Raw genomic sequence first — 20,113 nt, 5'->3', positions numbered from 1 at the left:
GAGGGCGTGCCGGACGCTGAGCGGCACGCGCCTTTTTGCGCCACGGGGGCGGGCGCGGTCGGCGCCCCGGGACGCCGAGGTCAGGGCGCGGGACGCTCGCCGTCCGCCGCTCCCCGCACCCGTCCGCGCCCGACCGTGCGACCCGACGCGTCGCCGGGCTCCTCCGCCTCCCGGGCGCCCCGCGCGACCGGGCGACGGTAGGCCAGGCGGCGCAGCAGCACCTCGGCCGGTCCGCGCCTGCCCGCGCGCTCCAGGGCGTAGGAGGCCGCCACCGTCACCAGCCACACGCCCACCGCGAACAGGGCCATCGACCACGAGGCGAGTTCGCCGCCCAGCCCCAGGCCCCAGGCCGACAGGAGGGGCGCGCACAGCACCGACTGGGCCAGGTAGGCCGACAGCGAGCGCTTGCCGGTCGCCGACAGCGCGCCGACCACCGCGCCCGGTGCGCGACCGCGCCCCTGGATCCGGTGCGCCGCCAGCGCGATCAGCGCCACGTAGCCCAGGCCGCAGGCCAGCCCGGTCACCATGTGCGGCATGGTCAGCATGGCCGCCTGCGCGGGGGACAGGTCCCAGACCCCGATCTGGGTCAGGGCCAGGGGCAGCCCGCCCAGCCACCCCACGCCGATGCCCAGGGCCGCGGTCCAGCGCAGCGGGCCCAGATGCCCGCCCGGCTCCTCCAGGAACCGGCGGCGCGCGGCCCAGTAGCCGAGCAGGATCGCCGCGGGCACGACCATGCCCAGCAGCCCCTGGCCCAGCGTGACCAGCGGCCAGTCCAGGACGCGGGCCAGCGCGGCGCCCAGGATCGAGGTGTCGCCGATGTTGTCGGCCATCAGGTCCGTGCTGAACGCGGCCGAGGAGGAGGGGGCGTCCGCGGGCATGAAGGCCAGGCCCAGCAGGCTGAACGCCGCCAGCAGGGCGGCCAGCCCGGTGAACACGCCCGACCACACCAGCAGCGTGGCGTCCCTGCGCCGCAGGAACAGCCAGCCCAGGAGCAGCCCTGCCAGGCCGTAGGCGCCCAGGACGTCGCCCATCCACAGCAGCAGGGCGTGGACGAAGCCGAACGCGAGCAGCCACAGGTTGCGGCGGCGCAGCAGCGCGTTCACCTCCCGCACGGAGGAGCCCGCCGCCTCCTGGCGCCGGGCCAGCTGCACCATGCCGTACCCGAACAGGAAGGCGAACATCGGATAGCTGCGCATGTCCACCGCCATGACGATGACGAACTGCGCGATCCGGTCCAGCACGCCGCCCGGCTCGGGGTGGACGCCGCCCCCGCTGGACGGGAGCGCCCACAGGTACCAGGCCGTGTTCGCGAGCGCGATGAACAGGAGCATGAACCCGCGCGCCAGGTCCGGTGCGAGGGCTCTCTCCCCCGTGCCGGTCGGACCGCGGGAAACGGTGTGTCCAGACATGGGAGACTCCCCGGTTTCGCGATATGTCGTGTTAGTGATTCAACCGGAGCGGGCAGGCGGACACAACAGGCCCCCGGTGGGCGCGGACCCGGGAAAGTCCCCTAGGGAAGGACCCTCAGAAGGAGCGCGAGGTGGCGGCCACGACCAGCTGGCGCAGCGGCTCGCGGGCGGACGCGTCCAGCTCGGGGCTCTCCAGGGCCGCGACGGCCCGGTCGGCGTACTCCGCGATCATCTCCTCGCACACGGCCAGCGCGCCCGAGCCCTCGATCAGGGAGCACATCCACTCCACCGAGGCCACCGACAGGTCCGGCGCCCCCAGCAGCGAGCGGAACCGCTCGGCGTCGGCCGCCCCAGCGCGCGCCAGGGTCTCGGCCACGACCAGCGTCCGCTTGCCCTCGCGCAGGTCGTCCCCGGCGGGCTTGCCCGTGGTGGACGGGTCGCCGAACACACCCAGCACGTCGTCGCGCAGCTGGAAGGCGATCCCCAGCGGGATGCCGTAGTCGGTGTAGACCCCGGCCAGCTCCTCGTGGCGGCCCGCCAGGGCCGCGCCCAGGTGCAGCGGGCGCTCCACCGTGTACTTGGCGGACTTGTAGCGCATCACGCGCAGCGCCGCCTCGCGTGTGCCGGTGCCCCGCACCTGCTCCAGGGTGTCCAGGTACTGCCCGGCCATGACCTCGGTGCGCATCGCGTCGAAGGGGGGCCGCCCCCGGCCCAGCACCTCCGGCGGAAAGCCGCTGGCCTGGTACATCTCGTCCGACCAGGCCAGGCACAGGTCGCCGATGAGGATGGCCGCGCCCTGGCCGAAGCCCTCGCTGTCGCCGCTCCACCCCTGGTCGGCGTGCAGCTTGGCCAGCCGCTTGTGCGTGGCGGGCAGACCGCGCCGGGTGTCGCTGTTGTCGATCACGTCGTCGTGGACGAGCGCGCACGCCTGGAGGAACTCCAGGGAGGCCGCGGCCCGCACCACCCGCTCGTCCTCGGCCGCGCCGCCCGCGCCCCGCCAGCCCCAGTAGCAGAAGGTCGGCCGCAGGCGCTTGCCGCCGGAGATCATCGCCTCCAGCGCGTCCATGGCCGGGGCCAGCTCCTGCCCGATCTCCAGCAGCTGGGCCCGGTGGCCGGCGCAGAACGAGGTCAGTTCGCGGTCCACACCGGAGCGGACCGCCATGACGGCGGAGGCGGGCGGGGAAGAGGAAGGCACCATGACCCGCAGATTATCGGCTGTCGGGCGCGGCCCGGTCCCGCTCCGCCCCGTCGGGCCGCTTCCAGCCGGCCGCCGACACGGACGGCACCGTCACCGGCGCCGCCCGCGCGGACGCGCGGACGCGCGGGGCACCGCGGCGGGTGCGGGGCCGAGCCGCGTCCCCGCACGTCGCACCGCTCGGGAGCGGCGTTCGGGAGTGGCGTGCGCCACGGGTCTCACAGGATGGGACGGGGCCTCCGCCGCGGGGGTGTCTGACCTAAGCTGGTGCGCATGCTGGCTGCACCGACACTCCCTGTGGCGCCCCGAGGCCCGGCCCCCAGGCCGCGTCACATCCGCGAACTCCTCGACGCGGGCGAGCCGATGTTCTCCTTCGAGTTCTTCCCGCCCCGCACGCCCCAGGCGCAGGAGCGCCTGTGGCGCGCGATCAGGGAGATCGAGGCCCTCGGCCCCGCCTTCGTCTCGGTCACCTACGGCGCGGGCGGCAGCACGCGCGGGCTGACCGTGGAGACCACCGAGCGCATCGCGACCGACACCACACTGCTGCCGGTCGCGCACATGACCCTGGTCGACCACTCCGTCGCCGAGCTGCGCCACCTCGTCGGCCGCCTCGCCGACGCGGGCGTGTCCAACATGCTCGCCGTGCGGGGGGACCCGCCCGGCGACCCGGACGGGGAGTGGATCCGCCACCCCCAGGGGCTGACCTACGCCGAGGAGCTGGTGCGCCTGATCAAGGACAGCGGCGACTTCTGCGTGGGCGTGGCCGCCTTCCCCTACAAGCACCCGCGCTCGGCCGACGTCGAGACCGACACCGACCACTTCGTGCGCAAGTGCGAGGCGGGCGCCGACTACGCCATCACCCAGATGTTCTTCGACCCCGAGGACTACCTGCGCCTGCGCGACCGGGTGGCCGCGCGCGGCTGCGAGGTGCCGATCATCCCCGAGGTCTTCCCGGTGGTGCGCACCTCGTTCATCCCGCGCTCGGAGCAGCTCTCCGGCGCTCCCTTCCCGGCCGACCTGGCCGAGAAGTTCGCCTCCTTCGGCGACGACGCCGAGTCCGTGCGGGCCTTCGGCATCGAGCACGCCCAGCGCATGTGCGAGCGGCTGCTGGCCGAGGGCGCGCCGGGCATCCACTTCATCACCTCGAACCGGTCCACGGCCACCAGGCAGATCTACCGGGAGATCTCCGGTCACCGGAGCCCGTGAGGGGGAGCCGGGCGGCCATGATCGAGAAGGGCTGACCGGGGCTGCCGGGGAAGCGGAAGTCCTCCAGCACCTCGGTGAACCCGCACGAGCGGTACAGGTGGCGCGCCGCGGAGGGTCCCGAACGGGTGGACAGCACCGCGGTGCGCTCCGGCCTGTCCCGGCACAGGGCGTGGAGCAGGGCGCGGCCCACGCCCCGGTTCTGCGCGTCCGGGTGGACGTGCACCTCGGCGACCTCCAGCGCGTCGGACAGGCAGCGGCGCGCCTGGCGGATCCCCGCGCCCGCGCGCAGCCCCTCCGCCACCGTGTCGTGCCACCACTGGCCGCCGTGCCCGTGGAAGCCGTAGGCGAAGCCGACCGGAAGGCCGCCGCGCACGGCCACCACCGCGCGAAAGCCCGGGTTGCGGGCGTGGCCCCTCATGACGGAGGCGCGCCCGGGCAACTGCTCCGGGGGCGGCCGCATGGCGGCCTCGTACACCTGGAGCAGCGCGGGGACGGCGTGCGTGAAGGCGGGCGGGGCCAGCTCGCGCAACTCGGTATCGGCTACCACGGGCCAAGGGTAGTTCCCCGGCCCCGCCGAGTCCCGGGATTCGCGCGAGGACGGGGTGCGCGCACCGCCGGGCGGGGTCCTTGACGGGTCCGGCGGCCTGGGGTTAACTGGATCGTGTCGAACATGAGTTCGACGCGCTCCGTCGGACCCCCCTCCGGCGGGAGGGCGGCGCGGTCGGGTTGGGGAGGGGAAGCCCCACGTCCGGCCGCGCCGCTCCGCCCCGTCCGCCGGCCAGTCCCCGGCCGGGCGGACACGACGAGAACCGGCGCCCCTGCGGGGTCGCCGGTTCTCGTCGAGCGGGTGTGGATCTGTTCGGTCGTCCCGGTGTCCGGGTACCGGTCAGAAGGCGTCGACCGCGCGGCGCGCCTCGGGGTCGAGGACGCCCCAGTTGATGAGCTCCTCGGTCAGGTCCCCGGGCGACTTGTCGTAGATGACCGCGAGTGAGCGCAGGTCCTCCTGGCGGATGGAGAGCACCCGCCCGTTGTAGTCACCCCGCTGGCTCTGGATCGTGGCGACGTAGCGGGACAGCGGCCCGGCCTTCTCCTGCGGCAGCTGCTGCATGCGCTCCAGGTCGATGACCAGCTTGGGCGTGGGGCCCAGCGGGGTGGGAGCCGCGCCGCCCGGCAGCAGCTCCGACATCGGCACGCCGTAGAAGTCCGCCAGCTCGGCGAGCTTCTGGACGGTGACGGCGCGGTCGCCGCGCTCGTAGGAGCCCACCACGACGGCCTTCCAGCGGCCGTGGGACTTCTCTTCCACCCCGTGCAGGGACAGGCCCTGCTGGGTGCGGATGGCACGCAGTCGCGCACCGAGGGACTTCGCGTATTCGGATGGCATCTTCTTGTCGCTCCCGGCCGTGACAGTGGCTGGCGTGGTGGGGGGACGTCCGCTCGTACTCGGCGGGCCGCCTGGGCGGTCCAGCGGATGGTCACGGGTTGCAACCCCACCCGGCAGTGGTTACAGACAGTGACGGTAGGGGGGTCTGCCTTCCAGGTCAAGCCGTTGGTGTGAAACGCGACTAATCGGTGGCCAAACCGTGCGTAAGTGAGACACCTCTCATGTCGGGACCGAGCGGGAGGAGTCGTGCGTCACGATGGCACGAAAAGCCCGTTCCTCCTGGGTATTTCAGGTTTCGGCCCCTTCGTTGCCGTATCCACTGGGTGATGACATGACCACATTTCAGGGGGTACGCGTGCGCTTGCGGTGTGACCAGAGTCACATTAGTGACCTCGGGTCATCGGCCGCCTCACGGGGGTCGCGAACGTCGCTGGTAGCGTGGATCCGATCGACATCCTTTAACGACCTGTTCAGTGAGGCAGGGAAGGGAGTCACTACTTTGCGTGCGCAAAAACCGACGACCGGTGACGCCGGTGGCGGTTCCCCCGCACCCGAGGTGCCCGAGGGCACCCGCGCCGTCCTCGACGGCAGCGAGATCAACCGGGCGCTGACCCGCATCGCCCACGAGGTGCTCGAACGCACCAAGGGGGGCCGGGACGTCACCCTCCTGGGCATCCCCTCGCGCGGGGTCCCGCTCGCCCACCGCCTGGCACGGCGCATCGAACGGGTGGAGGACCTCACCGTCCCCGCGGGCTCGCTCGACATCACCATGTACCGCGACGACCTGCGCTCCGCCCCCGTCCGCGCCCTCGGCCGGACCGAGATCCCCCCGGGCGGGCTCGACGACCGCGTCGTCGTCCTCGTCGACGACGTCCTCTTCTCCGGCCGCACCGTCCGCGCCGCCCTGGACGCCCTCGGCGACCTGGGGCGCCCCCGCGCCGTCCAGCTCGCCGTCCTGGTCGACCGAGGCCACCGCGAGCTGCCCATCCGCGCCGACTACGTGGGCAAGAACCTGCCCACCTCGCTGCGCGAGAGCGTCACCGTGCGCCTGGAGGAGACCGACGGACACGACGCGGTGCTGCTCGGCCCGTCCCGCCCCCGCACCCGCCCCGGCGCCACCGAGGGGAACGACTGATGCGCCACCTGCTCTCCACCGGCGACCTCTCCCGCGACGAGGCCACCCTCATCCTGGACACCGCCGCCGAACTCGCCCAGGTCGGCGACCGCTCCGTCAAGAAGCTGCCCACCCTGCGCGGGCGCACCGTGGTCAACCTCTTCTACGAGGACTCCACCCGCACCCGCACCTCCTTCGAGCTGGCCGCCAAGCGCCTGTCCGCGGACGTCATCAACTTCTCGGCCAAGGGCTCCAGCGTCTCCAAGGGCGAGAGCCTCAAGGACACCGCGCTGACCCTCCAGGCCATGGGCGCCGACGGCGTCGTCATCCGGCACAGCGCCTCCGGCGCCGCCCGCCGCCTCGCCAACTGGGTGGACGGGTCCGTCCTCAACGCGGGCGACGGCACCCACGAACACCCCACCCAGGCCCTGCTGGACGCCTTCACCATGCGCTCGCGCCTGGGGCGCCTGGAGGGGCTGCGGGTGGCCGTCGTCGGCGACATCCTGCACAGCCGGGTCGCCCGCTCCAACGTGCTGCTGCTCACCACCCTGGGCGCGCACGTCACCCTGGTCGCGCCGCCCACCCTGCTGCCGGTCTCGGTGCACACCTGGCCGTGCGAGGTCTCCTACGACCTCGACGACGTCCTGCCCAAGTCCGACGTCGTCATGATGCTGCGGGTACAGGCCGAGCGCATGCACGAGTCGTTCTTCCCGTCCACGCGCGAGTACAGCCGTAACTACGGCCTGGACGGCGAGCGCCTGTCCCGCATGCCCGAGGAGGCGATCGTCATGCACCCCGGCCCGATGGTCCGCGGCATGGAGATCTCCGCCGAGGTCGCCGACTCGCCCCGCTGCACCGTCACCGAGCAGGTCGCCAACGGCGTCAGCCTGCGCATGGCCGTGCTCTACCTGCTGCTCGGCGGCTCCTGACAGCCCGGCCGCGGGGCCCCTGTGCCCCGCGCCACCGCACCCGAGGGACGCGAGGCCCCGCCACGGGCCCGGGCGGCCCCGGCCCCCGCCGCGCCCGGCCCGCCGGCGCGCCCCGGGGCCCCGCGCCGCCCCTCCCCATCCCAGAACACGAGGAAGCCAACACCGCGATGCCCGACACCCACGGACCGCACCTGATCCGCGGCGCCCGCCCCCTCGGCGGCGACCCCGTCGACCTGCTCCTGGCCGACGGCCGGATCGCCGCGACCGGCCGGGACCTGGACGCCCCCGAGGGCGCCCGGACCGTCGACGCCACCGGCCTGATCGCCCTGCCCGGTCTGGTGGACCTGCACACCCACCTGCGCGAGCCCGGCCGCGAGGACGCCGAGACGGTCGCCACCGGCTCCCGATCCGCCGCCGTGGGCGGCTACACCGCCGTCCACGCCATGGCCAACACCGACCCCGTCGCCGACACCGCCGGGGTCGTCGAACAGGTCTGGCGCCTGGGCCGCGAGGCCGGGTACTGCGACGTGCGCCCCGTCGGCGCCGTCACCGTCGGCCTGGCCGGGGAGCGCCTCTCCGAGATCGGCGCCATGGCCGACTCCGCCGCGGGCGTGCGCGTCTTCTCCGACGACGGCATCTGCGTCTCCGACGCCCTGCTCATGCGCCGCGCCCTGGAGTACGTCAAGGCATTCGACGGCGTCATCGCCCAGCACGCCCAGGAGCCGCGCCTGACCCAGGGCGCCCAGATGAACGAGGGCTCCGTCTCCGACCGCCTCGGCCTGCCCGGCTGGCCCGCGGTCGCCGAGGAGGCGATCATCGCCCGCGACTGCCTGCTCGCCCAGCACGTGGGCTCGCGCCTGCACGTGTGCCACGTCTCGACCAAGGGCTCGGTCGACATCATCCGCTGGGCCAAGGCCCGCGGCTGCGACGTCACCGCCGAGGTCACACCCCACCACCTCCTGCTGACCGAGGAGCTGGTGGAGGGCTACGATCCCGTCTACAAGGTCAACCCGCCCCTGCGCACCGCCGAGGACGTCCAGGCGCTGCGCGAGGGCCTGGCCGACGGCACCATCGACATCGTCGCCACCGACCACGCCCCCCACCCCGCGGAGGCCAAGGAGACCGAGTGGTCCACCGCCGCCATGGGAATGGTCGGCCTGGAGACGGCGTTGGCGGTCGTGCAGCGCACGATGGTCGACACCGGTCTTCTGACCTGGGCCGACGTCGCCGACCGCATGTCCGCGGCACCGGCCCGCATCGGCCGGGTCCACGACCACGGGCGTGACCTGGCGGTCGGCCAGCCCGCCAACGTGGTCCTGTACGACCCGGCCGCCGCCGTCGACGTGGACGGCGCGGCCATGGTCAGCAAGAGCGGCAACACCCCCTTCCGGGGCATGACCCTGCCCGGCCAGGTGCGCGCCACGTTCCTGCGCGGCGCCCCGACCGTCCTGGAGGGGAAGATCCAGTGAGCACAGAACAGAACACCCGGGCCGCCCGCGGCCCGGCGGAGGAGGGGGCGAACGTGTCCGAGAGCGGACCCGCGATTCTGGTACTCGAGGACGGCCGTGTCTTCCACGGCCGCTCCTTCGGCGCCACCGGGGAGACCTTCGGCGAGGCGGTCTTCAACACCGGCATGACCGGCTACCAGGAGACCCTCACCGACCCCTCGTACCACCGCCAGATCGTGGTGATGACCGCCCCCCACATCGGCAACACCGGCGTCAACGACGACGACCCCGAGTCCGGCCGCGTCTGGGTCGCCGGGTACGTCGTGCGCGAGCCCGCCCGCATCACCTCCAACTGGCGGGCCGAGCGCACCCTGGACGAGGAGCTGCGCCGCCAGGGCGTGGTCGGCATCGCCCTCACCGGCACCCGCGCCCTCACCCGCCACCTGCGCGACAAGGGCGTCATGCGCGCCGCCATCAGCACCACCGAGACCGACCCGCGGGCCCTGCTGGAGCGCGTGCGCCAGCAGCCCACCATGGCCGGGGCCGACCTGGCCGCCGAGGTCAGCACCGGCGAGCCCTACGAGGTCCTGCCGCCCGAGGGCGTGCCCGCCCGCTTCCACGTCGCCGCCGTGGACCTGGGCATCAAGGCCATGACCCCCCAGCGCCTGGCCGAGCGGGGGTGCCGGGTCACCGTGCTGCCCTCCACCGCCACCGCGGAGGAGATCCTCGCCCTGGACCCGGACGGGGTGTTCTTCAGCAACGGCCCCGGCGACCCCGCCACCGCCGACGGACCCGTCACCGCCATGCGCGGAGTCCTGGACGCGGGCAGGCCGCTCTTCGGCATCTGCTTCGGCAACCAGATCCTGGGCCGCGCCCTGGACCTGGGCACCTACAAGCTGCCCTTCGGGCACCGGGGCGTCAACCAGCCGGTGATCGACACCCGCTCCGGCAGGGTCGCCATCACCAGCCAGAACCACGGCTTCGCCGTCGAGGCCCCCCTCGACGAGCCCTTCGACACCCCCTACGGCCGGGCCGAGGTCAGCCACATCGGCCTCAACGACCGCGTCGTCGAGGGCCTGCGGCTGCTGGACCGCCCCGCGTTCAGCGTCCAGTTCCACCCGGAGGCCGCCGCCGGCCCCCACGACGCCGCCGAACTCTTCGACGCGTTCGTCGACCTGATGTCCGCCCAGCCCGCTCCGGCTGCCAAGTAGCAAGAGGAAGCAGAGCATGCCGCGCCGTAGTGACCTTTCATCCGTCCTCGTGATCGGCTCCGGCCCGATCGTGATCGGGCAGGCGGCCGAGTTCGACTACTCGGGCACCCAGGCCTGCCGGGTTCTGCGGGCCGAGGGCCTGCGGGTCATCCTGGTCAACTCCAACCCGGCCACGATCATGACCGACCCGGAGATCGCCGACGCCACCTACGTGGAGCCGATCACCACCGAGATGATCGAGAAGATCATCGCCAAGGAGCGCCCCGACGCGCTCCTGCCCACCCTGGGCGGGCAGACCGCCCTCAACGCCGCCGTCGCCCTGGACGAGGCGGGCGTCCTCGCCAAGTACGGCGTCGAGCTCATCGGCGCCAACATCGAGGCCATCCAGTCCGGTGAGGACCGCGAGAGCTTCAAGGGCATCGTCGAGCGCATCGGCGGCGAGTCCGCCCGCTCGCGCATCTGCCACACCCTGGAGGAGTGCCTGGCCGCGGCCGAGGAGCTCTCCTACCCCGTCGTCGTGCGCCCCTCCTTCACCATGGGCGGCGCGGGCTCGGGCTTCGCCCACGACGAGGCCGAACTGCGCCGCATCGCCGGGCAGGGCCTGGCGCTCTCCCCGACCACCGAGGTGCTCCTGGAGGAGTCCATCCTCGGCTGGAAGGAGTACGAGCTGGAGCTGATGCGCGACACCAACGACAACGTCGTGGTCGTCTGCTCCATCGAGAACCTCGACCCCATGGGCGTGCACACCGGCGACTCCATCACCGTCGCCCCCGCCATGACCCTCACCGACCGCGAGTACCAGAAGCTGCGCGACATCGGCATCGCCGTCATCCGCGAGGTCGGCGTGGACACCGGCGGCTGCAACATCCAGTTCGCCGTCCACCCCACCACCGGCCGGGTCATCGTCATCGAGATGAACCCGCGCGTGTCGCGCTCCTCGGCGCTGGCCTCCAAGGCCACCGGCTTCCCGATCGCCAAGATCGCCGCCAAGCTCGCCGTCGGCTACACCCTGGACGAGATCCCCAACGACATCACCCGGGAGACCCCGGCCAGCTTCGAGCCCACGCTCGACTACGTCGTCGTCAAGGTGCCCCGCTTCGCCTTCGAGAAGTTCCCCGGCGCCGACCCCGGCCTGACCACCACCATGAAGTCGGTGGGCGAGGCCATGGCCATCGGCCGCTCCTTCCCCGAGGCCCTCCAGAAGGCCATGCGCTCCCTGGAGAAGAAGGGCGTCGGCCTGACCTGGGAGGGCGAGCCCGGCGACAAGGACGAGCTGCTGCGCCTGGCCGCCACCCCCACCGAGCACCGCCTGCGCCAGGTCCAGCAGGCCCTGCGCGCCGGGGCCACCGTCGAGGAGGTCCACGAGGCCACCCGCATCGACCCCTGGTTCGTGGACCAGATGCTGCGCCTGGAGGAGGCGGCCCGCGTCCTGGCCGACGCCCCCAAGCTCGACGCCGACCTGCTGCGCCAGGTCAAGGGGCTGGGCTTCTCCGACCTCCAGATCGGCCAGATCACCGGCCGCAGCGAGGACGTGGTCCGCGAGCTGCGCCACGCCCTGGGCGTCCACCCCGTCTACCTGACCGTGGACACCTGCGCCGCCGAGTTCGAGGCCAGCACGCCCTACCTGTACTCCAGCTACGACGAGGAGACCGAGGTCCCCACGGGCGACCGCCCCAAGATCATCATCCTGGGCTCGGGACCCAACCGGATCGGCCAGGGCGTGGAGTTCGACTACTCCTGCGTCCACGCCTCCTTCGCCCTCTCCGACGCCGGGTACGAGACCGTGATGGTCAACTGCAACCCCGAGACGGTCTCCACCGACTACGACACCAGCGACCGGCTCTACTTCGAGCCGCTCACCCTGGAGGACGTGCTGGAGGTCGTGCGCGCCGAGCAGGCCGCCGGACCGGTCGTCGGCGTCATCGTCCAGCTGGGCGGCCAGACCCCGCTCGGCCTGGCCCGCCGCCTCAAGGACGCCGGGGTGCCCATCATCGGCACCAGCCCCGAGGCGATCGACCTGGCCGAGGACCGCGGCGAGTTCGGCAAGGTCCTGGCCGACGCCGGGCTGCCCGCGCCCAAGTACGGCACCGCCTACTCCTTCGCCGAGGCCAAGGCCGCCGCGGACGAGATCGGCTACCCCGTCATGGTCCGCCCCTCCTACGTGCTGGGCGGCCGCGGCATGGAGATCGTCTACAGCGAGACGATGCTCGCCGACTACATCGAGCGCAACGCCGAGGTCAGCCCCGAGCACCCGGTGCTCATCGACCGCTTCCTCGACGACGCCATCGAGATCGACGTCGACGCCCTCTACGACGGCCGCGACCTGTACCTGGGCGGGGTCATGGAGCACATCGAGGAGGCCGGGATCCACTCCGGCGACTCGGCGTGCACCCTGCCCTCCATCACCCTGGGCCGCGAGGACATCGAGCGCATCCGCTACTCCACCGAGGCCATCGCCCGCGGCACGGGCGTGCGCGGTCTGATCAACGTCCAGTACGCGCTCGCCTCCGGCGTGCTCAACGTCCTGGAGGCCAACCCGCGCGCCTCGCGCACCGTGCCGTTCGTGTCCAAGGCCACCGCGGTGCCGCTGGCCAAGGCCGCCGCCCGCGTCATGGCCGGGGCCACCATCGCCGAATTGCGCGAGGAGGGCATGCTGCCCGCCCGCGGCGACGGCGGCGACCTGCCCGTGGACGCCCCGGTGTCGGTGAAGGAGGCCGTGCTGCCCTTCAACCGCTTCATCGACAAGAAGGGCGAGGGGGTCGACACCATCCTCGGCCCCGAGATGCGCTCCACCGGCGAGGTCATGGGCCTGGACACCGAGTTCGGCGCCGCGTACGCCAAGTCGCAGCTGGCCCTCAACGACTCCCTGCCCGAACGGGGCCGGGTGTTCGTCTCGGTGGCCAACCGAGACAAGCGCTCGATGATCTTCCCGGTCAAGCGCCTGGCCGACCTCGGCTTCGAGATCCTGGCCACCGAGGGCACCGCCGTGGTCCTGCGCCGCAACGGCGTGCACGCCACCGTGGTGCGCAAGCACAGCGAGGGCAGCGGCCCGGCGGGCGAGCCCACCATCGTGCAGCTCATCCACTCCGGGGGCGTCGACCTCATCGTCAACACGCCCTTCGGCAGCGCGGGGCAGGCCGGACCGCGCCTGGACGGCTACGAGATCCGCACCGCGGCCGTGGTGCGCGGCGTGCCCAGCGTGACCACCGTGCAGGGCCTGGCCGCCGCGGTCCAGGCCATCGAGGCGCGGGTGCGCGGGGACCTCGGCGTGCGCTCCCTCCAGGAGCACGCGAGCACCCTCACCGCCAGCCGGGCCTAGCAGCGTTTTTTGGACCTCCGCTTCGCTTCGGTCCGTGTTCGGGCGCCCGGAGGACGGGAGCCCTCGGCGCCCGGACCGACCCCCCACGAGCCGAGGCCGGTTCGAAGAACAGAACCCAGCGGCGTCTCCCCGGGCCCCGGTCCGCGCGGGCCCGGGGGCGGGGGCGCCGTGGACGGTGTGTCCACGGCGCCCCCGCCTATACGGTTGGCGCACAGGACGACGCAGGAAACCCAGAGGGGGGAGGGCGGCGCCGACGCCCCGGTGTCCGCGACACCGGGCCCGGGCGCCACGACCTGATGAGCGACAACGGACCGGTGCAGACCAGGTGCCCCGTGCTGAACGTACGCAGGGTGGACGCCTACTACGCCATCACCGTGGTCGCCCCGGGCATAGCCGAGCGGTTCCGCTCCGGGCAGTTCGTGTCGGTGGCGGTCGGCGGCGACCACTCCAGCACCCTGCTGCGCCGCCCCTTCGCCATCCACGACGTCAAGCCCGACTACGGCGGCACCGTCGAGTTCCTGTTCTCGGTGCGGGGCACCGGCACCGCCTGGCTCTCCGAGCGCCGCTCGCGCGACCTGCTGGACGTGGTCGGCCCCCTGGGCCGCCCCTTCCCGCTGCCCCGCGAGCCGGTCAACTGCGTGCTGGTGGGCGGGGGCTCGGGCAGCGCCCCGCTGTTCCCGCTCGCCCAGTCGCTGCGCAGGCGCGGCTGCCGGGTGGACTTCGTGCTGGGCGCCGCCTCCGCCGACCGGGTGTTCAGCGCCATCACCGCCCGCCGCATCGCCGAGACGGCCGCCTTCACCACCGACGACGGCTCCTTCGGCACCCGCGGCCGCGTCACCGACGTCCTGGGCCGGGTGATCGAGGACTGCCGGTCCGACGCCGTCTACGCCTGCGGCCCCATGCCGATGCTGCGCGCGGTCACCTCCGTGGCGGCCAGCCACGGCATCCCCGTCCAGGTGGCGGTGGAGGAGACCATGGCCTGCGGCACCGGGATCTGCATGACCTGCGTCATCCCGGTGGTGGGCGAGGACGGGATCACCCGCATGGTGCGCTCCTGCGTGGACGGCCCGGTCTTCCGGGGCGAGCAGGTGCGCTTCGACGACGTGGGCACGATCCCCTTCGACGCCCTGGGCGCCCCGGGCTGGAAGGGCTCCAGCGCGGCCCGCGCCGCGGAGACGGCCCGCGACATCGCCTGAGGGCCCCGGACCCGCCCCGGGGCCCGTCCACCACCAGACAGTGGGTGAGAGAGTTGAACGCAGACCTCAGGACCCGGCTGGGCGGCTGGGAGCTGCCCAACCCCGTGGTCACCGCCGCCGGGTGCGCCGGAGCGGGCCGCGAGCTGGCCCAGTTCTTCGACATCGCCTCGATCGGCGCCGTCACCACCAAGTCGGTGATGCTGGAGCCCCACGCCGGGCGCCCGTCCCCGCGCATGGCCGAGACGCCCAGCGGGATGCTCAGCACGACGGGCATGCAGGGCCCGGGCGTGGACGTGTTCCTCCAACGGGACCTGCCCTGGCTGCTCTCCCGCGGCGGACGGGCGATCGTCTCCGTCGCGGGCACCGGCATGGCCGAGTTCGGCGAACTCGCCAGACGCGTCTCCGCCGCCGACGGGGTCAGCGCGATCGAGGTCAACCTCTCCAGCCCGGACCCGTCCGACCCCGCCGGGCGCCGCTACGTGGACGACGCCGCCCAGGCCGCGGCCGTGGTGCGCACGGTACGCTCCCACACCCGTTCGGGGCTGCCGGTGCTGGCCAAGCTCGCCGCCGACGTGCCCGACGTGGTGGAGCTGGCCGCCGCGTGCGTGGAGGCGCGCGCGGACGGGCTGTCCATGGTCAACACCGTGCGCGGCATGGCCGTGGACACCCGCACGCTGCGCCCGGCGGTGGCCGGGGGGATGGGCGGGCTGTCGGGGCCCGCGATCCGCCCGCTGGCGGTGGGGTGCGTCTACCGGGTGCACGAGGCGCTCCCGGACGTGCCCATCATCGGGATGGGCGGGGTCCGCACGGGCGCCGACGTGATGGAGTTCATGGCGGCCGGGGCCTCCGCGGTGGCGGTCGGCACGGTCAACTTCTCCGACCCCTCGGCGTGCGCCCGCGTGCTCCGTGAGTTCACCGAGCTGCTGGAGGCCCGCGGGCTGAGGCGGGCCGCCGACCTGGTGGGCGCCGCGCACCGGACGGGTGTGGGGGCGTGACAGGCCGGGCGCGCGGCGCGCAAGGGCCCTGACCGGCCTGAACGGCGTTCAGATGGCGCTGTGCGACCAAACACGCGCAATTGGTCTCTACCACTGTCCTGACCGTTACGTCCCGTCTGCGGCCGTCTGGGAGGCCGTTACGGGGAAGTGACACGGGTGGGGCGCATGAAGCGGCTCATCCGGGGAACCGCACACTTGATGGTGTGCACATGACAGCGAACGTGCATTCTCAGGTGCCGCGGTAAGCACGTCCGCAAGTACGTCCGTGCCTTGCACGCGCCGACCCCGGTCGGCGGCACACGATGGGAGATACCGACATGACCGAGACCACCGCGCCCTCCGCGCCCATCGCCGTGGCGCTCGACGCCAGGGACCTGGAGACCGCGGCCACCTGGGCCTCCGCGGTCGCGCCGCACGTGAGCACGGTCAAGGTGGGACTGGAGCTGTACCTGCGCTACGGCCCCGACGTGGTCAGCGCGGTGCGCGGGGCCAGCCGGGTGGGGGTCTTCCTCGACCTGAAGCTGCACGACATCCCGGCCACGGTCGCCGGCGCCGCGCGCAGCGTCGCGGGCCTGCGGCCCTCGATCCTGACCGTCCACGCCGCAGGAGGGGCGGACATGGTCCGGGCCGCGGTGGAGGCCGCGCCGGAGACCAGGATCGCCGCCGTGACGGTGCTCACCTCGATGGACGAGGACGACCTGGAGCAGGTGGGGCTGCTCGGTCCGGCCCGCGACGCGGTGCGGCGCCTGGCGGTCCTGGCGGTGGGCGCCGGGGCCCGCGCGCTGGTCTGCTCGCCCCAGGAGGTGGCCCTGCTCCGCTCCGAGGTCGGGCCGGACGTCACCCTCATCACGCCGGGCGTGCGCCCGGCGGGGGCGGACAGGGGCGACCAGTCGCGCGTGGCGACCCCGGAGGAGGCCGTGGCGGCGGGCGCGGACCTGTTGGTCATCGGCCGTCCCATCACCCGCGCGCCGGACCCGGGGGCGGCGGCGGCCTCCCTCGCGGCGGCCGTGCGCCGGGCGGGTGTGCGCGTGTAGGGAGCGAAGGGGGAGGGGGCCGCGCGGGCGCCCTTCGACGGTGTCCGGAGGTGTTGGGCGAAGGGATCGACGGATCAGGGAGACGAACCGGTGCACGGGAGTCTGACACGACCGATTATGGGTCACTGTCAGTTACTGATTTGGCGTGTCCGAAACCCGCCGGGTACTGCCGAGAGTGACCCGCGTCACCCCTGTGTGACCTGCGCTGGTGGCACCCTTCGTGCCTCCTCCAATCGGGACTAAAGTCCTGGTTTTCGTCTCGCAGTGCAGTCGAATAACAACTCCCCGTAGTTAGTTCGACGAAATAGCCGCTGAAAGGGCACTTTGCGTTGCCTAACAGGGGTCAGACCTACTAACTTGCGCAGGCGTCCGCCCTCTACAAACGAGTAGAAATCCGAGGTGACCCGGCGTGGCCCTTCCTCCCCTGACACCCGAACAGCGCACCGCGGCTCTGGCCAAGGCCGCCAAGGCCAGAAAAGAGCGCGCGGAGGTCAAGAACAAGCTGAAGAACGGCGGCATCTCGCTGTCCGAGGTCCTTTCCAACGGCCTCAAGGACGACGTCATCGGCAAGATGAAGGTTTCGGCTCTGCTCGAATCCCTTCCCGGCGTCGGCAAGGTCCGGGCCAAGCAGATCATGGAGCGGCTCAACATCGCCGAGTCGCGCCGTGTCCGCGGTCTGGGAACCAACCAGCGCGCCGCCCTCGAGGCCGAGTTCGGCGACCTCACCAAGTAGCACCAGGCAGTACCCGCAGCACCCAGCAGTACCGAGCAGCACCTGAACGCAGTGCACCGGTCCGCCGCGTCCCCCACAGTCGCGGCGCACACCACGCCGCGACAGCGGCCGACCCCCGGTGAGCCAGGCCGGGCCGCGGTCGGCGGACGGGTGACCCCAGGTCACGACCGTCCGCCGCGCCGCGGCCCTTTGCTTACCCCGGGCGCGGCGTGTGTCGTGGCGGGTCAGGACTCTTTGCCGCAGCCCTTGGCTTACCCCGGGCGCGGCGTGTGTCGTGGCGGGTCAGGACTCTTTGCCGCAGCCCGGTGGTATAAAGGGAGCTTCCCGCGACCGTACGCGGACACCCCGCACACCAGACCGCCCGCACGGTGACGGCGCCCGGACCGGCTTCGGCCCGCCGGAGCGCGACGCGAGGGCCACGGCCCCGCCCGTGGCGGGCGGGCCCGAAGGGAAGCCTCGAACACACATGCCCGATCCCGGATCCCAGTCCCGCCCGGCGCAGAAGCGGCTGACCGTGCTGTCCGGACCCTCGGGTGTGGGCAAGAGCACGGTGGTGGCCCACCTGCGTCGTGAGAACCCCGACGTGTGGCTCTCGGTCTCGGTCACCACGCGCCGCCCCCGCCCGGGCGAACAGGACGGCGTCCAGTACCACTTCGTCACCGACGAGGAGTTCGACCGCCTCGTCGCCGAGGACCAGCTCCTGGAGTGGGCCCAGTTCGCGGGCAACCGCTACGGCACCCCGCGCCGACCCGTCGAGGAGCGCCTGCGCGCCGGAGTGCCCGTCCTGCTGGAGATCGAGCTCCAGGGCGCCCGCCAGGTGCGCGAGTCCATGCCCGACGCCCTGCACGTCTTCCTCGCCCCGCCCTCCTGGGAGGAGCTGGTGCGCCGCCTCACCGGACGCGGCACCGAGTCCGACGAGGTGATCCAGCGCCGCCTGGACGTGGCCAGGGTCGAGCTGGCCGCCGAGAAGGAGTTCGACACCACCCTCGTCAACACGTCCGTGCAGGAAGTGGGCGACGAGCTGCTAGCGTTGATCACCGCGCCCAAGGTGTGATAGCGGCCGGGCCCGGAGGGCCCGCGCCGTCCGCGCCGCGCCGGGAACCGTCCCGACGGCGCCCCAACGTCCGTCCACCGCGGCTCCACGACGAGCCGCGGAACATTCCTGGGGGTAATGAAGTGGCTGGTACCGAGCCCGTCGCCGAAGGCATCACCAACCCGCCGATCGACGATCTGCTGGAACTGGTGGACAGCAAGTACAGCCTGGTCACCATGGCCTCCAAGCGGGCCCGCCAGATCAACGCCTACTACGCCCAGCTGGGCGAGGGCCTGCTGGAGTACGTCGGCCCGCTGGTGGAGACCCAGGTCCAGGAGAAGTCGCTGTCCATCGCCCTGCGCGAGGTCAGGTCCGGCCTGCTCACCGCGGAGCCCTACGAGGGTTCCTGACCCACCTGTCTCCGCGTGCTCGCGAGCCCGCACGGGGCTCGGGGCGCGGAGAACCGGACCCTTCGTCCTCGTCAGCGCCTGGCTCGTTCCTCGCTGACGGCTCGACTCGTCCCGCGGACTCCCGCGCGACCCGCGCGTTCCGCGCGCCGCCCGCCGCGCCCCCTGGCGCGCGCGGGGCGGCCGGGGGCTGGTAGAACTCCTTTCTGTGAGTGACACAAACGTTCCCCGCGTGGTCCTCGGCGTCGGCGGCGGCATCGCCGCCTACAAGGTCTGCGAACTGCTGCGCCGCCTGACCGAGTCCGGCCACCGGGTCCGGGTCGTGCCCACCGCCGAGGCCCTGCGCTTCGTCGGTGAGCCCACCTGGGCCGCCCTGTCCGGCCAGCCCGTCGCCACCGGAGTGTGGGACGGGGTCCACGAGGTCCCGCACGTGCGCATCGGCCAGGAGGCCGACCTGGTGTTCGTGGCCCCGGCCACCGCCAACATCATGGCCAGGGCCGCCGCGGGCCTGGCCGATGACCTGCTCACCAACACCCTGCTCACCGCGCGCTGTCCGGTGGTGTTCGCGCCCGCGATGCACACCGAGATGTGGGAGCACCCCGCCACACAGGCCAACGTGGCCACCCTGCGCTCGCGCGGCGCCGTCGTCCTCGACCCGGCGGTGGGCCGCCTGACCGGCGCCGACACCGGACGCGGGCGCCTGCCCGAGCCCTCCGAGCTGTTCGAGGCCGCCCGCCTCGTGCTGCGCCGCGGCACCGCCGCCCCCGACCTGGCCGGACGGCGCGTGGTGGTCTCCGCGGGCGGTACCCGCGAGGCCGTCGACCCGGTCCGCTTCCTGGGCAACCACTCCTCGGGCAAGCAGGGGTACGCCCTGGCGCGCACCGCCGCCGCCCGCGGCGCCGACGTGACCCTGGTCGCCGCCAACGTCTCCCTGCCCGACCCGGCCGGGGTGCGCGTCGTGCGCGCGGGCTCGGCCGTGGAGCTGGCCGAGGCCATGGAGGCCGAGCGCGTCGGCGCGGACGCGATCGTGATGAGCGCCGCGGTGGCCGACTTCCGGCCGGTCGCCAGCGCCGCCTCCAAGATCAAGAAGAGCCCCGGCGCGACGCCCGCGCCCATCGAGCTGGCCGAGAACCCCGACATCCTCGCCGGGCTGGTCGCCTCGCGCGACGCCGAGGGGCTGGCGCAGACCGTCGTGGGCTTCGCCGCCGAGACCGACGACGTGATCGCCAACGGCCGCGCCAAACTGGCCCGCAAGGGCTGCGACCTGCTCGTGGTCAACCAGGTCGGCGGCGGGCGCGCGTTCGGCACCGAGGACAACCAGGCCGTCATCCTGGGCTCGGACGGCAGCGCGGTGGACGTGCCCACCGGGCCCAAGGAGGACCTCGCCGACCGTGTCTGGGACCTGGTCCTGCCGCGCCTGGGCTGAAGCGCCCGCCCGGCGCGGCCCGGCCGAACCAGCGGGTGTCCAGGACTGGATTCCCACCGCGGAGTACGTCAGACTTC

Annotated in this window: 17 protein-coding genes; 13 read left to right on the top strand and 4 right to left on the bottom strand. The window is 73.1% G+C overall.

Going from position 1 to position 20,113, the window contains the following annotated elements; translation table 11 throughout:
- Positions 1 to 80 precede the first annotated feature (80 nt).
- Positions 81 to 1,409, bottom strand: coding sequence for a DUF418 domain-containing protein (locus EV372_RS01685; protein ID WP_130394552.1), 1,329 nt, complete (start codon positions 1,407 to 1,409; stop codon positions 81 to 83).
- 115 nt (positions 1,410 to 1,524) lie between these two features.
- Positions 1,525 to 2,607 (bottom strand): polyprenyl synthetase family protein, encoded by a 1,083-nt coding sequence (locus EV372_RS01680; protein ID WP_130394550.1) that lies wholly within the window; start codon positions 2,605 to 2,607, stop codon positions 1,525 to 1,527.
- A 294-nt stretch (positions 2,608 to 2,901) separates the two neighbouring features.
- Here EV372_RS01680 and metF point away from each other — a divergent pair, with 294 nt between their 5' ends.
- On the top strand, positions 2,902 to 3,810 hold the full coding sequence (metF, locus tag EV372_RS01675; RefSeq protein WP_130398705.1) for a methylenetetrahydrofolate reductase [NAD(P)H]: 909 nt from the start codon (positions 2,902 to 2,904) through the stop codon (positions 3,808 to 3,810).
- Here metF and EV372_RS01670 read toward each other — a convergent pair.
- Both EV372_RS01670 and bldD read right to left on the bottom strand, forming a co-directional pair.
- On the bottom strand, positions 3,743 to 4,357 hold the full coding sequence (locus tag EV372_RS01670; RefSeq protein ID WP_197044348.1) for a GNAT family N-acetyltransferase: 615 nt from the start codon (positions 4,355 to 4,357) through the stop codon (positions 3,743 to 3,745). The two genes, metF and EV372_RS01670, sit on opposite strands and share 68 nt — an antisense overlap.
- Positions 4,358 to 4,696: 339 nt before the next feature.
- The gene (gene bldD, locus EV372_RS01665) at positions 4,697 to 5,191 is read right to left on the bottom strand and encodes a transcriptional regulator BldD (RefSeq protein WP_013154123.1); all 495 of its coding nucleotides are present in this window, start codon (positions 5,189 to 5,191) and stop codon (positions 4,697 to 4,699) included.
- A 499-nt stretch (positions 5,192 to 5,690) separates the two neighbouring features.
- On the opposite strand from bldD, the gene pyrR reads away from it, so the two are divergent.
- The 12 genes from pyrR (at position 5,691) to coaBC (ending at position 20,036) form a co-directional block, all read left to right on the top strand.
- The gene (pyrR, locus tag EV372_RS01660; RefSeq protein ID WP_130394548.1) at positions 5,691 to 6,326 is read left to right on the top strand and encodes a bifunctional pyr operon transcriptional regulator/uracil phosphoribosyltransferase PyrR; all 636 of its coding nucleotides are present in this window, start codon (positions 5,691 to 5,693) and stop codon (positions 6,324 to 6,326) included.
- Positions 6,326 to 7,234 carry an aspartate carbamoyltransferase catalytic subunit gene (locus EV372_RS01655; protein WP_130394546.1) on the top strand — a complete coding sequence of 303 codons (909 nt, stop codon included), beginning with the start codon at positions 6,326 to 6,328 and terminating at the stop codon, positions 7,232 to 7,234. The genes pyrR and EV372_RS01655 overlap by 1 nt, the downstream gene beginning before the upstream one ends.
- Positions 7,235 to 7,401: 167 nt before the next feature.
- Complete coding sequence (locus EV372_RS01650; protein WP_130394544.1) at positions 7,402 to 8,703, top strand: dihydroorotase; 1,302 nt, start codon at positions 7,402 to 7,404, stop codon at positions 8,701 to 8,703.
- Positions 8,704 to 8,756: 53 nt separating this feature from the next.
- Positions 8,757 to 9,893 (top strand): glutamine-hydrolyzing carbamoyl-phosphate synthase small subunit, encoded by a 1,137-nt coding sequence (gene carA / locus EV372_RS01645; protein WP_130398703.1) that lies wholly within the window; start codon positions 8,757 to 8,759, stop codon positions 9,891 to 9,893.
- Between the two features lie 16 nt (positions 9,894 to 9,909).
- Positions 9,910 to 13,212: a carbamoyl-phosphate synthase large subunit gene (gene carB / locus EV372_RS01640; RefSeq protein ID WP_130394542.1), complete on the top strand. Its 3,303-nt coding sequence runs from the start codon at positions 9,910 to 9,912 to the stop codon at positions 13,210 to 13,212.
- A 296-nt stretch (positions 13,213 to 13,508) separates the two neighbouring features.
- Entirely contained in the window at positions 13,509 to 14,408 is a 900-nt protein-coding gene (locus EV372_RS01635) for a dihydroorotate dehydrogenase electron transfer subunit (protein WP_130394540.1), read from the top strand.
- 53 nt (positions 14,409 to 14,461) lie between these two features.
- A complete protein-coding gene (locus EV372_RS01630) occupies positions 14,462 to 15,403 on the top strand; it encodes a dihydroorotate dehydrogenase (RefSeq protein ID WP_019610768.1) in 942 nt (313 codons plus the stop codon).
- Between the two features lie 317 nt (positions 15,404 to 15,720).
- Positions 15,721 to 16,437: an orotidine-5'-phosphate decarboxylase gene (pyrF, locus tag EV372_RS01625; protein ID WP_130394538.1), complete on the top strand. Its 717-nt coding sequence runs from the start codon at positions 15,721 to 15,723 to the stop codon at positions 16,435 to 16,437.
- Between the two features lie 409 nt (positions 16,438 to 16,846).
- Positions 16,847 to 17,170 carry an integration host factor, actinobacterial type gene (mihF, locus tag EV372_RS01620; RefSeq protein ID WP_017565056.1) on the top strand — a complete coding sequence of 108 codons (324 nt, stop codon included), beginning with the start codon at positions 16,847 to 16,849 and terminating at the stop codon, positions 17,168 to 17,170.
- Between the two features lie 466 nt (positions 17,171 to 17,636).
- On the top strand, positions 17,637 to 18,224 hold the full coding sequence (gene gmk, locus EV372_RS01615; protein ID WP_013154113.1) for a guanylate kinase: 588 nt from the start codon (positions 17,637 to 17,639) through the stop codon (positions 18,222 to 18,224).
- Between the two features lie 122 nt (positions 18,225 to 18,346).
- Positions 18,347 to 18,613: a DNA-directed RNA polymerase subunit omega gene (gene rpoZ, locus EV372_RS01610; protein WP_013154112.1), complete on the top strand. Its 267-nt coding sequence runs from the start codon at positions 18,347 to 18,349 to the stop codon at positions 18,611 to 18,613.
- Between the two features lie 229 nt (positions 18,614 to 18,842).
- Positions 18,843 to 20,036 (top strand): bifunctional phosphopantothenoylcysteine decarboxylase/phosphopantothenate--cysteine ligase CoaBC, encoded by a 1,194-nt coding sequence (gene coaBC, locus EV372_RS01605; protein WP_130398702.1) that lies wholly within the window; start codon positions 18,843 to 18,845, stop codon positions 20,034 to 20,036.
- Positions 20,037 to 20,113: the final 77 nt, after the last annotated feature.

The sequence above is a fragment of the Nocardiopsis sp. CNZ308 genome (assembly GCF_004217075.1).
The sequence above is the reverse complement of the archived record's forward strand: the minus strand, read 5'-3'. Positions and strand labels throughout refer to the sequence as shown.